The sequence below is a fragment of the Accumulibacter sp. genome, from assembly GCF_023806635.1.
Classification (GTDB): domain Bacteria; phylum Pseudomonadota; class Gammaproteobacteria; order Burkholderiales; family Rhodocyclaceae; genus Accumulibacter.
In genome coordinates this window covers 135,205-151,723 of sequence record NZ_JAMTDQ010000023.1, presented here as the reverse complement: position 1 = coordinate 151,723, position 16,519 = coordinate 135,205, and the positions used below count along the sequence as shown (strand labels likewise).

The following is a 16,519-nucleotide window of genomic DNA, read 5'->3' as shown; positions in this document are numbered from 1 at the left end:
CGATGCCACTCACCGTCGTACCGTCCGGCAGGCTGAAGTCCTGGATCGTGTCGCTCGCGTCCACCGTGATCGCCAGCGTCACCGCCACGGCAAGGTCGGATCGCGTGAGGCTCAGGGTATCGAAACCACTGCCCCCATCGATGACGTCCGCGCCACCACCGCTGACCGAAATGGAATCATTTCCAGACCCGCCATTCAGCGTGTCCTTGCCACTACCGCCGGACAGGGTGTCGTCACCACCGTTACCGTGCAGCACGTTCGTTCCAAGCGTGACGCCCAGGTAGTCGTTCCCGAAGCCACCGTAGATCGAGAAGTTGTTGACCTCGACAAGACTGACCCGAGTCTCGCCAGCAACATAGGCGTAGTAATAGTCAAAATTCCAGTAACTATGGCTGGCTGATACTCCACTGCCAAGCGTCGAGAAATCCAGCACAGCCGTATCGTTCCCAGATCCGGCATACCAGTATCGCGACGCCGACGTGCTGGTATTGACGAAGCTCACGTGATCGTCCCCACTGCCCGTCGTCAGATTCAGGAATTCGATGCCACTCACCGTCGTACCGTCCGGCAGGCTGAAGTCCTGGATCGTGTCGCTGGCGTCCACCGTGATCGCCAGCGTCACCGCCGCGGCAAGGTCGGACCGGTTGAGGCTCAGGGTGTCGAAGCCGCTGCCCCCCTCGATGAGGTCCGCACCACCACCACTGACCGAAATGGAGTCATTCCCGGTCCCGCCATTCAGCGTGTCGTTGCCGCCGCCGCTGGTTAGAGTGTCGTTGCCGTCATGGCCGAACAGCGCGTTGGCGCCCGACACTCGCGACAGACTGTCGTCCCCGGCGCCACCGTAGATCCAGACGTTTTCTACGCCAATGGTGACAAGATCATAGGTATTCGTACCCGCGACCTGCACATAGTAGACATCGTTGTTGTAACTGTACTGGCCCGTGATCGCCGAGATGGCTCTGCCAAAAGCCGAGAAATCCAGCACGGCCGTATCGTTCCCGGCGCCGGCGTCCCAGGACTGGCCGCTTACGTGCGGCCCCATCTTGCTGGTGGTATTGGCGAAGGTCACATGGTCGTCGCCACTGCCGGTCAGCAGATTCAGTGTCTCGATGCCGCTCACCGTCGTGCCGTCGGCCAGGCTGAAATCGTGGGTGCTGCCAAGGCCGTCGGAAGTGATTGCCAGGGTCACCGATTGAGTCAGTGCCGATCGATCGAGCTCTAGAGTATCGAGACCCGAGCCGCCGTCAATGACGTCAACCCCAGCGCCACTCCTGATGAAGTCGTCGCCCGAGCCACCCTCGATGGTGTCGTTTCCTGACTTGCCGAACAAGCTGTCGTTGCCCGCGCCAGCGCGGATGTGAAAGTTTTCGACGTTGTACAGGTAAAGCCTTGGTGAGCCTTCGCCAGAGACATAGACGTAGTATTCGTAACTGTTGGCACCAGGGGGCGTCGAAGATGACAGGGCGCTGGCAAACGCCGAAAAATCGAGCACTGCGGTGTCGTTGCCCAAACTGCCGTCCCAGAACTGGGTACCCGGTGTCGTCGTGTTGGCGAAGCTCACGCGATCATCGCCGCTGCCGGTCGCTAAACGCAACGACTCCATTCGGCTCACCGTCGTTCCGTCGGGGAGGCTGAATCCGGGAATGGTGCCGCTGGAATCCGCGGCAATCGTCAGCGTCACTGCAGACGTGAGGTCGTAACGAGCGAGCGACAGCGTATCGAAGCCTGCTCCCCCGTCGATGAGATCCGCCCCGGACCCATACACCGAGAGGCAATCATCACCGCTTCCTCCCTTGAGCGTATCGTTGCCACCGTCACCGGAGTCCAGGGTATCGTTGCCTGAGCCCCCCTCCAGTCGGTCGTCATCCGAGCCGCCTTCGAGGCGGTCGTTGCCGCCATGGCCGTACAGTTCGTCATTGCCTCCGTAGCCACGGTAGGTGTCGTGGCCGCTGGTTCCCGGTCTCGTCTCGCTGGCGCTGGTGCCTGTCCAGCTTTCCCCGGCGCCCGGATCGACATAGACGTCGTCGTCGGTGATCGTGAATTCGGCCCTGGCCAGGGTGTCAGAAACAGGCTTGCTCGGGTCGTCCTGAACGATGAAGCCGAAGGTCTCGCTGCCTTCCGCCTCGCTGTCGTCGTTGATGTGAATGGTTGCGGTATAGCTCGCCTGACCTGCGTTGAAGTCAACCGGTTGGCTGTACCAGTAGTCGTAGTCGCCCTGGTTGAGGCTGCCGTGGTTGATGGTGGTGCTGAGGTAAACCGTCTGTGCCGTGGTAGCTGACGTGCGTGTCACGGTCAACGTGATGTCAGTACCTGATTCGCTTACCGAGGTGGTCGCTGGGGTAATGCTCCAACCCGAACTGGAAATTACCAAAGTTGGTCTATGGGCAACATCGGCGGATTCTGAGCTGACAAAATATGCCTGGTTTGCAGTAGTCGATAGAGGACGAAGCTGGATCCCGGAATTTGCCAAAGCCCCGCTTTGCCACCGTTGGTAGATGTCAGTGATATCGATTTCGAACCAACCAATTCCGTCCGGCCGCCCGATATTCTTGACAAATGTTGCGGTCGTGGTGTTCTGGTTCCACTGCATACCCTCAGCCCACTGCCCATCAACGGTCCAGAGCGACATCTCCGGATAAGTCCACGGACCATGCTCGCCATATACCTCATGTAGACTGAGAATGACAGAGTTGGCGTCCCGGGGCAGCCCGGACAAGTCGAATTGGATAAACGTGTAATACTCGTCAGACCAGCCGCCGACCATCAGATACCCGTTATCCTGCCCCATATCGCCACTTGTGCTGACTGAACTCCGGATGTAGGTATCCTTGCCATCGTTGGGCTGGAAGGTTGTTACCTGACCCGTGCGGGCATCGGCGGCCCCGGCAACCGTGATGTTCGCAGTGCTATTGCTATTCCCCGCGTCCAGCTTGAGCTTCAAGGTGTTTCCACCCTGGATGCCATCGAGCTTGGCGATCTTGAGCCAAGTATCGTCGCCGGGGTCGCTGGTGCCATTGGGATCCTTGATGTACAGATTGGCAAACGTGCCGCTCGCGTCCTTCTCAGCGCGCACGAGATCCTTGAGCGAGGCGGGCGGCGTGGGGTAAAGGCTGGCGATCGCCACGGTGAGGTCGATGATGTCGCCTTCGCCGGCGAAGTAGATATGGTTGGTAGCGTTGCCCTGGTTGTAATCGCTGATCGTGTCGAAGATTCCAGCACGCGCGTCGGGGATCGCAAGCCCGTCGAAGATGAAAGTGTCTGCGCTACTGCCGCCAGCCAGATTGTCTTCACCGCCACAGCCCTGTAGGCGATCAACCCCACTGCCACCACGCAAGAAGTTGGCGTGGATATTGCCGTAGAGCCAGTCGCCATAGGTCGAGCCCCAAACATTCTCGATGCTGATGAGCCTGCCGTTGACATCCTGCCACTCGACGCTGAGGTCGACGGTCAACCCGTAGCCCCATCGACCATACGACACCCAGTCATTTCCGCCTCCGCCATCGACAACATCAGACCCCCCGACCAGTTCGAAAAAATTGTCGTAGCTGTTGCCAGTGAATGAGTCGTTGAAACTGGTACCGAAGGCTCCTTCGACATCAACGAGGGTATCGTAATAGGCGACTCCAATTGAGTAGGCATGGCCAGCACCAGCCTCGCCGAGAACCAGAATAATGGGGTGACCGATCTGGCTATAATCTGCCATATCAAAGCCGCTGCCTCCATCGAGCAGGTTATCCCCCATACCGCCGATCAGGGTGTCATTCCCCGCACCTCCGAAAAGCTGGTTGTCGGCGTCGTTACCCGTCAGTTCATTGTCCAGGGCGTTCCCGCGGCCATGCAGTGCGACGTCCGCGCCCGATAGATAGCCGTTCTGCAGGAGGATGAGGTTCTCGACGTTGTCGGGTAGATCGTATGTTGCTCCGGGCGTCGGTATCGCCGGCAGTTGCGTGCCGAAAAGGACCGTGTCCGTGCCTTCGTTCGAGTTCTCGATGACGGCGTCACCGCTTGGACCACCAACATTGACAACGTAGGTGTCGTTTCCTCGCCCGCCGTACATGCGATCAACACCACCGCCGCCGTCGAGAAGGTCGTCGCCGTCCAGCCCCCAGAGCCAGTCATCGCCGCCGGTGCTGGCAACTTCATCGCCTTGACTGCCACCCAACACATAAATGGGATTCCAGATATGGCTCGCTGGAATCAAGTTGATCACCGAAAGATCGTTGTTTTGTGCAGATGCATACCCTAGAACTATGGTTGCTCCATCCTGAGTCCAGAATGACGTGGCGCTGCTGCTGATCACATCTTGATCGGGCTGGCTGGCAAGGCGCCAGATTTCTTCAGCGTAAATAAACTTGGCATGATTGGTAAGAAGCCAAGCGGGAACATCAAGCATCACCGATGAATCGCCGGTATCGTGATATCCGATCAGGTTCCCGGCACGAGGGACGGGGTCGTACAGATTGTAGAAATGACTGAGATGTGGAATATCTCCCAGGGTATGTGCGCCCGGGGAACCAAAGGTAGCTCCAAAACACTCTTGAATTGATATGTTCGGAAACCGCCCCTCAACGACATCATCCAGAAATATCTGGGCCATGGCGCCACCAAGACTGTGACCGGTAACGAATACCTGCTCAATGGCATTCGCAGGATCAGCCACATAGGCGTCCAACTCGCTCAGGAGTGCCGCGAACTTGTTGTAATGAAACAGAGTGAACCCACCATAGTTCCAAGCATCGCTCCAGCAATCAGTTCCGCGGAAAGCGATCACCATGGTGCGCTTGCCGTCAACTATTGATTCGGCGAGATAGGCCGCGGCGCCATCATGGATGAAAACACCGTCAGAGAGAGCCAGATTGCCTATTTGGGTAATCGCCGCCCAACGACCGTCAATCCCGCCGTAGGCGGCTTCGAGAGCCATGTCCCGGTAGCTCGAATCGACCTCTCCCCAGTTAACGCTTAAACCAGGGTTTTCATAGGCTTTGACCGCCAGCATGGCCAATTCTGGATAGAGGCCGCGCGATTGGGTCAGGCTGAATGCCAAGAGCGGGCTGTACGAATAAGCCGTCTGTGCAGGTTCGCTCAATGCTATGGTGACGTCAATCTGTCCGGTTGATTTCTCCAGCACCCAGTCGCCGTCCAGCTCGGTACTGCCGGTCAGGTTGTCCGACGCTGCCACGTCCGCCCCAGTAAATCCCGCCACATCGTTGATGAACTGAACGCCGGCACCCCCACGCGCCACACTGCACCCATAGACCAGAATGTCCCCGGTCTCGCTCAGGCTCGCGCCAATGGCCCGCAGTGCGGCCTCATAGCTAGTCAGGTTGCCCGAGGTCAGAACCGTGTCGCCGAGATACAGGGTTCCCGGAGCGCCGTGCGAGAGGATCTGGATCGCATCGAGACCGCTGTGCGCCGACAGGATCCGCTCCATCTGCCTGATACCATCCTCGCCGGCTTGCAGCAGATGCCACTCGCTCCCCTCCGCCAGCCCGGCGATCAGGGTCTGGTAATCGGCGACGCGGGAATCGACGAAGAAGACTTGACGGGCGGCGGCAGTCATGAGGGCACCTCGGTTGGGGTTCGGGTCAAGTAATGAAGATGGGGGCAGTGCCACCGGTCAGGGCGACCGATGGCACGACACGGTCGGCCCGTCTTGTTCACCAGGACGTGTCGATCGGGTGGGCGGACAAGAAAGGAGTTCTGGCGGGGTAGGAACGGTCTGCTCGCGGCCTCAGAGCCGCGACCGCGAATGACATGCCCAGTTTCGCGAACCGCTTCAGAGTAGTGCCGGCCGCGTCGCAACCGGCTCGTCGCGACCGTGGCCGTTTTCTGCATGTCCCCGAACCGGCGGCGAGACCGCATGCGCGCGAACCGAGCTAGCGCAATCGGCGACCCGCATTTCGGGAAGCGTCCTAGCGTCCCGACTGTGCCGATCAGTGGAGCCCGACGAGCCCGACGACGCCGACGGGCTGGCGACAGCACGCGCGTGCGCCCTCCTCCGGACTCCTCTCTCGACTTGGGCATCCATGCCCCCTTATTAACGTTGTTGTTTTGTGCGCTTGATAGCACAGGCGAGGCCGGAAGCGGTTGATCTGGATCAATAACACTTATGTCTATCGTCTCGTCTGGGTCGGGCTTCAGCGCCGGGAGCGCCGGAGAGCGCACGTGCCCTCTGCGCGAGGACAGACCTCCGAGCGACGTAACGGGCCACCACATTCGGTGGTCAGCAGACGCTGCCGCGAGCGCGATGGCAGAACGCACGCATGGCTGCCGAGGAACCCCCTCCAGCCCCCGTTCCGGGGCCAGTCCCGCGGCATCGAGCCGCGCCGCTGGAAGAAAGCAGACAGCGCTTGACGCGCCGTTGAACGGCGGAGATACTTTCACCGAATCGGGCGTTCCGGCGTCCGTTTTGCCCTCGCATCTGGCTTCACCCTCCCTCCGACCTTCTCGATCAACCGAATCAGGACACGCAAATCATGAGTGCATCAGAAGTCAAACCCGGCGTCGCCACCGGCGACGAGCTGCAGGCCATCTTCAATCTGGCGAAGGCCAGGCAGTTCGCCCTGCCGGCGGTGAATGTCATCAACACCAGCACGGTCAACGCGGTCATGGAGACCGCCGCCGAACTCAAGTCACCGGCGATCATCCAGTTCTCGAACGGCGGCGCGCAGTTCTTCGCCGGCAAGGGGCTCGACAACAGCAACCAGCGTTCATGCATCGCCGGTGCGGTGTCGGGCGCCGTCCACATCCACCAGCTTGCCGCGCTCTATGGCGCGACGATCATCCTGCACACCGACCACGCGGCGAAGAAACTGCTGCCGTGGATCGACGGCCTGCTCGATGCCGGTGAGCAGTATTTCAAATCGCACGGCAAGCCGCTCTACAGCTCGCACATGCTCGACCTCTCGGAAGAGCCGATCGAGGAGAACATCGAGATCTGCAAGCGCTATCTCGAGCGGATGAGCAGGATGGGGATGACGCTGGAAATCGAACTCGGCGTCACCGGCGGCGAAGAGGACGGCGTCGACAATACCGGCGTCGACAGCTCGCGCCTGTACACGCAGCCCGAAGACGTCGCCTACGCCTACGAGGAATTGTCGAAGGTCAGCGACCGCTTCACCATCGCCGCCTCGTTCGGCAACGTGCATGGCGTCTACAAGCCGGGCAACGTCAAGTTGCAGCCGATCATCCTCAAGAACTCGCAGGAGTTCGTGCAGAAGAAATTCGGCACCGGCGCGCAGCCGATCAACTTCGTTTTCCACGGCGGTTCCGGGTCGACCCTCGAGGAGATCCGCGAGGCCATCTCCTACGGCGTCGTCAAGATGAACATCGACACCGACCTGCAGTGGGCTTTCTGGGATGGCGTCATGGGCTTCTACAAGAAGAACGAGGGCTATCTGCAGGGCCAGATCGGCAACCCCGAAGGCGACGACAAGCCGAACAAGAAGTTCTATGATCCGCGCGCTTGGCTGCGCAAGGGCGAGGACGCCTTCCGCGCGCGCCTGAAGCAGGCGTTTGCCGACCTGAACAACGTCGGCACCCTCGGATAATCGGCTGCATGGCAGGACAGCGGGCTGGTCCAGAGGTGGACTGGCCCGTTTTTGTGTCTGCCCCGTCCCCGAACCGCAGTCTGCAACCACCGCCAATGGGCCCGCTGCGCCGGCCCGGAGCAGGCAACCACGTAACCACACCACGTGACATAGAGGTCAAAGCATGAGTACCCTCGTAGAACAGCTCCTCAACACCGAAGCGCACCGCTCGATCTTCGAGACGGCCGTGCGCCAGAACCCGCTGCCCGTCTGTGCCGCCTTCGGCTCGTCCGAGCACCCGCAGCCGGTCCGCTTCAGCAACACCAGCCAGGTCCTCGGTACCAGGGATGCGGAAGGGGTTCGCGCGCAGTTCCCGCAAACCGTCGCCGCTTCCGGCAACGTCGTCCTCAGCTCGGCCGGCGCCAGCACCGCGGCCGTCACCGGCAAGCGTGTCGCCGTCCTCTTTTCCGGCGGGCCGGCCGCCGGCGGCCACAACGTCGTCTGCGGCCTCAAGCGCGTGCTCGGTGCGGGCAACACGCTGTTCGGCGTCAAGGCCGGGCCCAAGGGCCTGCTCAAGGGCTCGCTGTTCGAGATCACCGACGCCAACGTCGACTTCATCCTCAACACCGGCGGCTTCGATTTCCTCGGCTCGGACCGGACGAAGATCAAGTCGGCCGAGCAGTTTGCACAGGTGCGCGAGACCTGCATCAGGCACAACCTCGACGCGATCGTCGTCGTCGGTGGTGACGACTCGAACACCAACGCGGCGGTGCTCGCCGAATCGCTGTTCACCGGCGTCAAGGCCGACGGTTCCGGCGTCCAGGTCATCGGCGTGCCGAAGACGATCGACGGCGACCTGCAGATCGCCGGCCTGCTGTCGATCTCCTTCGGCTTCGACACCGCGACGCGGATCTACAGCGAGATGGTCGGCAACATCCTGCAGGACACCAGCTCGTCACTGAAGTACTGGCACTTCGTCAAGCTGATGGGCCGCTCGGCCTCGCACGTCGCGCTCGAGGTGGCGCTGCAGACGAAGCCGGCGATCGCGCTGATCTCCGAGGAGATCGCCACCAACAAGGAGTCGCTCGCCAGCATCATCGACCGCGTCGCCCGGGTCATCGTCGAGCGTTCGCACAAGGGGATGAACTATGGCGTCCTGCTCGCGCCCGAGGGCCTGATCGAGTTCATCCCGGAGATGAACGCGATGATCGCCGAGCTCAACGACGTCCTCGCGCACCACGCCGGCGAGTTCGCGACGCTCGCCGACGACGCCAAGGCGGGCTTCGTCGGCAGCAAGCTGAGCGCCGACAACGCCGCCCTCCTCGCCTCGCTGCCGCACTACATCGTCAACATGCTTCTCGCCGAACGCGATTCGCATGGCAACCTGCAGGTCTCGCTGATCCCCACCGAGCAGTTGCTGATCGACATGGCGAAGAAGCGGGTGCGGGAACTCGACCCGGCGGTTCCCTTTGCCGCGCACAACCACTTCCTCGGTTACGAGGGCCGCTGCGGCGCGCCGACGCTGTTCGACGCCGCCTACACCTACAACCTCGGCCTCACCGCCGGCTCGCTGATCCTCGACGGCCGCACCGGCTACATGGCGACGATCACCGGCCTGAGCAGTGGCGGCACGCCGCAGGCGATCCCGCTCGCCGGCCTGCTGAACATCGAGCGGCGGCACGGCAAGGACGAGTTCGTGATCGAGAAGGCGCTGGTGAAGATGGACTCGCCGGCGATGAAGTTCTTCGCTTCGCGGCGTGACGACTGGGCGGCGGCTGACCTCTTCTCCTCGCCGGGTCCGCGGCAGTTCTGGGGTCCGACGACGCACCAGCTGCCGATCAGCGTCGCGCTGAACTCGGGTGCCGATTCGCTGATGTTCCGCATCGGCTGAGGAGCACCGCCCGGCAGTCCGCGGGCGCGCCCAGCCAACGGCCGGGCGCGCCCGTTCTTTCACTTGCGTCAGCCGAGCAGACCGAGCAGGCCCTCGGCGAGGCGCTGCACGGTTTGCGGATCGGGAACCGGCAGCTTGAGGAAGCGCTCGCCGAGGATCCAGCCCTTGTCGCTGGCAACGCCGCCGTGGCACGCTATCGAACGAGCGGACGACTCCGCTGAGTGTGGAGTCTCTTCAGCGCCGCGCGAGTTCTTCGCGAATGAGCTGCCGCAGGTCGGCTTCCAGGTGACCGCTTTCGATGACGCGGCGAAGGGTGTCGTTGATGATCGTCTGGTAGCCACGCTCGCCAGCCAGCGCCTTGAAGTGTTCCACGATGGGCGCATCGAGCATGATGCTGATCCGCAACTTGCCGACGCGTTGGCGCACTGCGGCCTGCCACTCGGCGCGACTGACATCCCTGCCGGCGATTCGCGGCCGGGCGCGCTCGAAGTCCGCTGGCGTGAGCTTCGGCGCGTCGTCAGAAGTATCCCGCGTATCGATAGAAGAGGTCCGTTTCATTGCTGTCCGCCTTGCGCATGGAAGAGGCGATTGCACCCGCAGCCACCCGCGAGGGGGGCTTATGGAGGCTGATGAACACGCGCTGGCTGGCGCCGGATTTCCTGTCCTGCGAGTGCTCCCGTTCTTTTACTTGCGTCCGCCGAGCAGACCGAGCAGGCCCTCGGCGAGGCGCTGCACGGTCTGCGGATCGGGAACCGGCAGCTTGAGGAAGCGCTCGCCGGTCGCCGGATCGGTCTGCACCCACGGCGATGGGCGCTCGCCGCTCGACGCGGCGGCGAGTTCGCCAAGCAGTTGCACGCCGGCGGAGAGCAGCGGCGACCACGGGTCGGCGGGCGGGGCCGGGGTGCTCGGAGCCGGTGTGCCCGTTGCCGCCGCGGGCGCCTCAGCCACCGTTGCTGCCGGTGGCTCGCCAGCCTGCGGCACCATCTGCGCCTCTACCTGCACCTCTACCTGCGCCGCAACCGGCAGCGGCGACCCCGTTCCCTGGTACTCCTCTTCGCCGTCTGCGGCAGCGGCGACACCGGCTTCGCTGGTTGCCTCGAGTGGCGGGGTATCGTGACGCTCGTCTTCGCTGGCGGTCGTTTCGCCGGCCATCTGGCCGGTCACGCGGTCGACCGTCTCCATGAACTTGGACAACCGTGTTCCCTGCAGCACGACCTCGTCGTCGCCACCGTCGAGCACGCCGGAGAACAGCGACTGCTTGAACGCGAGCACCGAGAGCATGCCCTCCTCGATCGTGCCGCGGGCGACGAAATTGACCACCTGCACGCCGCGCGTCTGGCCGAGGCGATGGACGCGGCCGATCCGCTGCTCGAGAACCGCCGGATTCCACGGCAGATCCATGTTGACCACCACCGCCGCCGCGTGCTGCAGGTTGAGGCCAACGCCGCCGGCATCGGTACTGAGGAAGACGCGGCAGTCGGCGTCGCTGTGGAAGCGATCGACGAGGGCGCCGCGCTTGTCGCCGGCAACGCCGCCATGGAACAGCACGTGTTCCCAGCCACGTTGCCGCAGGCGGCGGATGATCAGCTCGTGCGTGCGCAGCCACTGGCTGAAGACGACGACCTTGGCCTGCGGGTCGTCGAAGAGGACATCGAGCAGCGCGATCAACTCATCGGCCTTGTAGCCGTCGTCGGTTTCCTTGTCGATCAGGAAGCTGCTGTTGCACGCCATGCGCATGTTCTGCAGCGAGCAGTGCAGGCGGAGTTGCTCCTTCTCGGAGAGGAAGCCGGTACGCCGCCAGCGCTGCACGATGCGCGCGACGATCTCGGCGTTCTCCTCGTGATGCCTCGCCTGCAGGGCGCTCATCGGCATCAGCAGCGTGTTGTCGACGCGCTCGGGAAGTTGTTCGAGCACTTCCGCCTTGCGCCGGCGCAGCATGATCGGCGCCAGCGTCTCGCCGATGCGATGCAGTTCGCGATAGCCGACGACGCGACCATGCTCGTCGCGCTGCTGGTGTTCGTGCAGCAGCCGCCACGTCGGTCCAAGTCGGTGCTGGTCGACGAACTGGACGATCGAGATCAGTTCCTCGAGCCGGTTCTCGAGTGGCGTGCCGGTGAGGACGACGGCGTAGGGGCTGTCGATCTGTTTCAGGGCACGGGCGGCGATCGTGTTCCAGTTCTTGATCCGCTGCGCTTCGTCGACGACCACCACGTCGGGCGCCCAGGCCTGGATCAGGTCGAGGTCGCGGCTGAGCGTTTCGTAGTTGGTGATCTTGCAGAAGTCGGGCTGCGCATAACGCGTCTGGCGCACCGCCCGCAGGCCACCGATCACCATCGCCTGGCGCTCGCTGAAGCGGGCGATCTCGCGCTGCCACTGGTGCTTGAGCGAGGTCGGGCAGACGACCAGGACACGCTCGGCGCCGAAGTGGCGGGCGAAGATCTCCATCGCCGCGATCGCCTGCACCGTCTTGCCGAGACCCATCTCGTCGCCGATCAGCACCCGCCCGGCACGTGCCGCGAACAGTGCCCCCTGGCGCTGGTAGGGGTAGAGCTTGACCTTGAGCAGGGCGGCGAGTTCGGGGCTGTCGCTGGCCAGCGGATAGGCGGCGGCAAGGGCCTGCTGGCGGATGTCGCGATCGCGCAGTTCGGCGATGAAGGCGAGCGCATCGTCGTCGCAGCGCAGGTCGTGACCGGCGGCACGAGCGCGGTCGATGAAAGCCGGCAGATCGACGAAACGCTCGCTCGGCAATTGCCACCCCGCATCCCGGTCGAACAGCTCGTACGCCAGCGGCAGCAAGTCGGCCGGCAACTCGCCGCCGGGGCGCAGCCGCACGCGACGCTGCCCGGCGTAGTCGAGAAAGAGCTCGCTGAAGGCGCCCTGGAAACCGGCGGCGAGCGCCCGCCTGCCGTCCGGCCGGTTGCCGATCTGTCCGAGGGTGAATTCGATGTGCTTGCAGGTTCCCAGGTCGTTGGTCGAGAAATCCGGACACGAGCAGCGGTTGTCGCCGGGCTGGTCGCCGCGGATGACGACCCGGTAGCGCCGCCGACTGTCGGGGTTGTACACCGCGAACTCGGAAAAAACCGGATCGTCACCGAGATTCTCGAAACCGAAGCGCTGCTCGCGGCCGTACTGCCGGCGCAGTTCGCGCTGCCAGTCGTCGACCGTCAGCTCGGCGGGTTGGCGCAGCCGGGAAAGGCGCGGCGGCGTCGTGCTGCGCTGGCTGGTCTTGCGGCCCTTGCCGTTCGCCCTGTCGTTCGTCTGGTTCATGCTTTCTCGTGGCATCGTTGCTCCGCTGGTCGGGTCTGCAGGTGTCGCCGCTGCCACTTGCCGGTCGGCGAATGGCGGCAGGAACGGCAGCGGGTGATGGCGCAGAAGGATCGCCGGGAGCCGCTGGCAAAGCCGCCACTATGCGCAAGCGATGCCGAAAACTCAAGCCCCCGAAACACCCGAGACACAATCGATACGGCACCGTGGCCACGCGGGGAGCCGCCGTCAATCCTTCGCGGTTGCCTGCGAGTGGTGCGCGTAGGTCGGCCAGTCCGGGGCGTAGGAATCCGCCTGGCTGCCCCAGGTCTGCCAGCCGGCGCGCGATCCGCGGGCGAACAACTCGAGGAAGGGTCCGGGCGAGCACGCCTCGATCAGTTCGTAGGCCTCGTCCGGCTTGCGCGAGTGCTCGCGCTTGCGGCTCTTGATGATGTTCACCTGGCGGCGGCCAGGTGCCAGCGTGCGGGCATTCCTGCCGCGCACGCCAAAGAGGATCAGCTCGGTCGTGTTGCGGAAGTAGAAACCGACACCGCGACCGTCCGGGCCGCCATCCTTGCGCACCTTGTGCCAGACGATGTTGCTCTTGTAGTCGAATCCCCAGGCGGCAAGGACGGCCAGGCCCTGCGGCAACAGGGCGTTCGGCACCCACAGGTAGAGGTGCGCGGTGTCCTCGACGATGCGCGCCACCGGCAGGTGCAGAATCTCGTCCAGGGTCAGCGTCGCATAGCGGTTCAGGCGCTTGTGCTCGGGCGCCATCTTGCCGGTACGGTTGTCGAACTGCCACGGCGGATCGGCAAGGACGGTGTGAAACCTGCGGCCGCCGACCCGCTGCAGCAGATCGGCAGCGGCAGCGCACGACTGCACGTCCATTTCCTCTTGCCCTGTCATCAGTCCGCCCGGTCGACTCGGGCCGCCGATCCGGCGGCGCCGCGAGTGCGGCTGCCCGTCCGCCGCCCGATCAGGATACCATCGCGCATCGCTCTCGGGATCCTCGAAACCATGTCCGCACGAACAGCAGCAGGGCAGCCGACCACAGCGCCGCAACCGCGCCAGCCCGCCAGCGCACACCGACGCCGCGACCGACATGCTTAGGCGCGAGCTCGAGTACTTCTTCGGCGCGCTGCGCTTCTTCACCCGCCTGCCGGTACCGGCATGGGTCGGCCACGACAGCGTCGCACTCGACCACTCGGCGCGCTACTTCCCTGCGGTCGGTGTGCTCGTCGGCGCACTGGCGGCGCTGGTCTACCTGCTGGCTGCGTCATTCTGGCCGACGACGCTGGCGGTTCTCGCGGCCATGGCGACCACGCTATACCTGACCGGCGCCTTCCACGAGGATGGCTGGAGCGACATGGTGGACGGCTTCGGCGGCGGCTGGGAAAAGGCGCAGATCCTTGGCATCATGAAGGATTCCCGGATCGGCAGCTTCGGTGCCATCGCGCTGGTCATGCTGCTGCTTGCCCGCTTCTGCGCGCTGATCGAACTCGATCCGCTGACCATCCCGCTGGCGCTCGTCGCCGGCCACGCCGTGTCGCGTTTCGCCGCGACCACTCTGCTGCGCGGCCTCGATTACGTGCGCGACGAGGGCAAGGCGAAGCCGCTGGCGACGCGCATCGGCAGCGGTGAACTCGCCTTCGCCGGCGGCACGGCACTGCTGCCGCTGCTGCTTCTGCCGGCTCTGCCGGCAGCCTGCGGCTGCCTGCTGGCGGCACTGGCCACCCTCTGGCTGGCCCGCCTCTACCGGCGAAGGATCGGTGGCTACACCGGCGACTGCCTCGGCGCGACGCAGCAGCTGGCGGAGCTCGCCTTCTACTGCGGACTGCTGTGCGACTTTTCCTGATCCGCCATCCGCGCCCGCTGCTCGACGACGGCGTCTGCTACGGCCGGCTCGACGTCGAGGCCGAGGACCCGCAGCCGGTCGCCGCGCGCCTGCGCCCGCTGCTGCCGGACGCGACGCCGGTGATCAGCAGTCCGCTGCAGAGGGCCCGCCGCCTGGCAAGCGCACTGCACCCGCAGCCGTCCTGCGATGAGCGGCTGCAGGAGATCGACTTCGGCGACTGGGAGGGCCGCCGCTGGGAGCAGATCGAGCGCCGCCTGCTCGACGCCTGGGCTGCCGACGTGCTGCACTTCGTGCCGCCCGGCGGCGAGTCGGTCGCCATGCTGCGCGCACGCGCGATCGATTGCGTCGGCGACCTGCCGGCGAGCGATTGTGCCCTCGTCACCCACGCCGGCGTCATCCGCGTGCTGCTCGGCCACTGGCTGCGCCTGCCGATCGACGAGTGGAGCCGGCTGCTGCTCGACTTCGGCAGCATCACGCTGCTCGAACTCGCCGCCGGCGATGGCGACGAGCGCTCGGGCAGCGGCGCCGTCCTGCACTACCTCAACCGGCGCGGCGGCGCTGGCGCCTCCTGATCAGCCGCGCGGGTGGTGCTGCGCGTGCAGCTGCTTCAGTCGTTCGCGTGCGACGTGGGTATAGATCTGCGTCGTCGAGATGTCGGCGTGACCGAGCAGCAACTGGACGACGCGCAGGTCGGCGCCGTGGTTGATGAGATGCGTGGCGAAGGCGTGGCGCAGGACATGCGGCGACAGCCGGGCGGGGTCGATCCCGGCGACGACCGCGTAGCGCTTGATCAACTGCCAGAACGCCTGCCGCGTCATCGCCGCCGCGCGGGCGGTGACGAAGAGATCGTCGCTCTGCCTGCCGTCGAGCAGCGCCCGCCGCGCCTCGGCAAGGTAGCGCCGCAGCCAGTCGGTCGCCTCCTCGCCCAGTGGCACCAGGCGCTCCTTGCCACCCTTGCCGAACACGCGCAACACGCCCATGTCGAGGCTGAGCTCGTGCAGCCGCAGGCCGACGAGTTCGCTGACGCGCAGGCCGGTGGCGTAAAGTGTTTCGAGCATCGCGCGATCGCGCTGGCCGAGCGTCGTCCCGATCGCCGGCGCGGCGAGCAGGGCTTCGACCTGCGCCTCGGACAGCACTTTCGGCAAGCGTGCAGGCTTCGCCGGCATGGCGATGCGCGACGTCGGATCGTCGGGGCGCAGCCCACGCGCGAGCCGATGGCGGTAGAAGCGGCGCAGGGTCGACAGGTAACGCGCCTGCGAGGAAGCACGCAGGCTGTGCAGGCGTGTAGCGACGAAGGCCAGCAGGGTCGCTTCGTCGAGGTCGCAGAGGCTGCCGCGCTGCTCCCCGGCAAGCCAGCCGGCGAGCTGCAACAGGTCGCTGCGATAACTGGCGAGCGAAGCCCTCGCCAGCCCGTCCTCGAGCCAGAGCGTATCGCAGAACGAATCGATCGCCGCGAGGTCAGCCTCGGCTGGCTCGGCTGGCTCGGCTGGCTCGGCTGGCTCGGCTGGCTCGGCTGGCTCAGCGGGCTTCATGCGCCAACAGCCAGCGCTTGACGTCGAGCAGGTGGCCGTCGCGCTGCCGGGCAAAGCCGCCGAGGCCATAGGCGGCAGCGAGCACGCGATGACACGGAACGACCACCGGGTAGGGATTGCGGCCGCAGGCCTGACCGACGGCGCGCGCCGCGCTGCCGAGGTCGCGGGCGATGTCGCCATAGCTGCGCGTCTGGTGCACCGGAATGGCGGCGATCCGCTGCCAGACTCGCCGCTGGAAGGGCGTTCCGAGCGGCAGCAACGGCAGCGCGAAAGCGTACTCCGGGTCCGCCAGGTAAGCCGCCAGCTGCCTCGCCGCCGCCGCGGCCAGTGCGTTGCCGGGCGCTTGCACGGGGCCCGGCGGCAGGAAGACGATGCCGTGCAGCGCCACTTCGTCGCAACGTACGCCGAGCCTGAAACCCGGCGCCGCGATCACCGCCTGCCAGGGCGAAGGGCCGGCGGCGCTCAT

At 64.7% G+C, this 16,519-nt stretch carries 10 protein-coding genes; 4 read left to right on the top strand and 6 right to left on the bottom strand.

Annotated features, from left to right (window positions below):
- Window positions 1–5,560: DUF4347 domain-containing protein (locus NFW30_RS04330; RefSeq protein WP_295371781.1), on the bottom strand; the 5,560-nt coding region annotated here is incomplete at its 3' end.
- Window positions 5,561–6,476: 916 nt separating this feature from the next.
- Between NFW30_RS04330 and fbaA the strand changes: the two genes are divergently transcribed.
- Together fbaA and NFW30_RS04320 are read left to right on the top strand one after the other, a co-directional pair.
- Window positions 6,477–7,550, top strand: coding sequence for a class II fructose-bisphosphate aldolase (gene fbaA, locus NFW30_RS04325; protein WP_295355940.1), 1,074 nt, complete (start codon window positions 6,477–6,479; stop codon window positions 7,548–7,550).
- 163 nt (window positions 7,551–7,713) lie between these two features.
- Complete coding sequence (locus NFW30_RS04320) at window positions 7,714–9,420, top strand: diphosphate--fructose-6-phosphate 1-phosphotransferase (RefSeq protein WP_295355939.1); 1,707 nt, start codon at window positions 7,714–7,716, stop codon at window positions 9,418–9,420.
- Window positions 9,421–9,654: 234 nt separating this feature from the next.
- Here the strand turns inward: NFW30_RS04320 and NFW30_RS04315 are convergent, their stop codons facing one another.
- From NFW30_RS04315 to NFW30_RS04305, 3 genes are all read right to left on the bottom strand, one after another.
- Entirely contained in the window at window positions 9,655–9,978 is a 324-nt protein-coding gene (locus NFW30_RS04315; RefSeq protein WP_295355938.1) for a BrnA antitoxin family protein, read from the bottom strand.
- Between the two features lie 126 nt (window positions 9,979–10,104).
- Window positions 10,105–12,687, bottom strand: a complete 2,583-nt coding sequence (locus tag NFW30_RS04310) for a DEAD/DEAH box helicase (protein ID WP_295355937.1) — start codon at window positions 12,685–12,687, stop codon at window positions 10,105–10,107.
- Window positions 12,688–12,912: 225 nt separating this feature from the next.
- The gene (locus NFW30_RS04305) at window positions 12,913–13,554 is read right to left on the bottom strand and encodes an MT-A70 family methyltransferase (protein ID WP_295355945.1); all 642 of its coding nucleotides are present in this window, start codon (window positions 13,552–13,554) and stop codon (window positions 12,913–12,915) included.
- Between the two features lie 214 nt (window positions 13,555–13,768).
- Between NFW30_RS04305 and NFW30_RS04300 the strand changes: the two genes are divergently transcribed.
- Together NFW30_RS04300 and cobC are read left to right on the top strand one after the other, a co-directional pair.
- The gene (locus NFW30_RS04300) at window positions 13,769–14,521 is read left to right on the top strand and encodes an adenosylcobinamide-GDP ribazoletransferase (RefSeq protein ID WP_295355936.1); all 753 of its coding nucleotides are present in this window, start codon (window positions 13,769–13,771) and stop codon (window positions 14,519–14,521) included.
- Window positions 14,506–15,093: an alpha-ribazole phosphatase family protein gene (gene cobC, locus NFW30_RS04295; protein ID WP_295355935.1), complete on the top strand. Its 588-nt coding sequence runs from the start codon at window positions 14,506–14,508 to the stop codon at window positions 15,091–15,093. Before NFW30_RS04300 ends, cobC begins: the two co-directional genes overlap by 16 nt.
- Here the strand turns inward: cobC and xerD are convergent, their stop codons facing one another.
- Entirely contained in the window at window positions 15,094–16,053 is a 960-nt protein-coding gene (gene xerD, locus NFW30_RS04290; protein WP_295355934.1) for a site-specific tyrosine recombinase XerD, read from the bottom strand. It lies immediately after the preceding gene.
- The gene (locus tag NFW30_RS04285; RefSeq protein WP_295355933.1) at window positions 16,040–16,519 is read right to left on the bottom strand and encodes a methylated-DNA--[protein]-cysteine S-methyltransferase; all 480 of its coding nucleotides are present in this window, start codon (window positions 16,517–16,519) and stop codon (window positions 16,040–16,042) included. The genes xerD and NFW30_RS04285 overlap by 14 nt, the downstream gene beginning before the upstream one ends.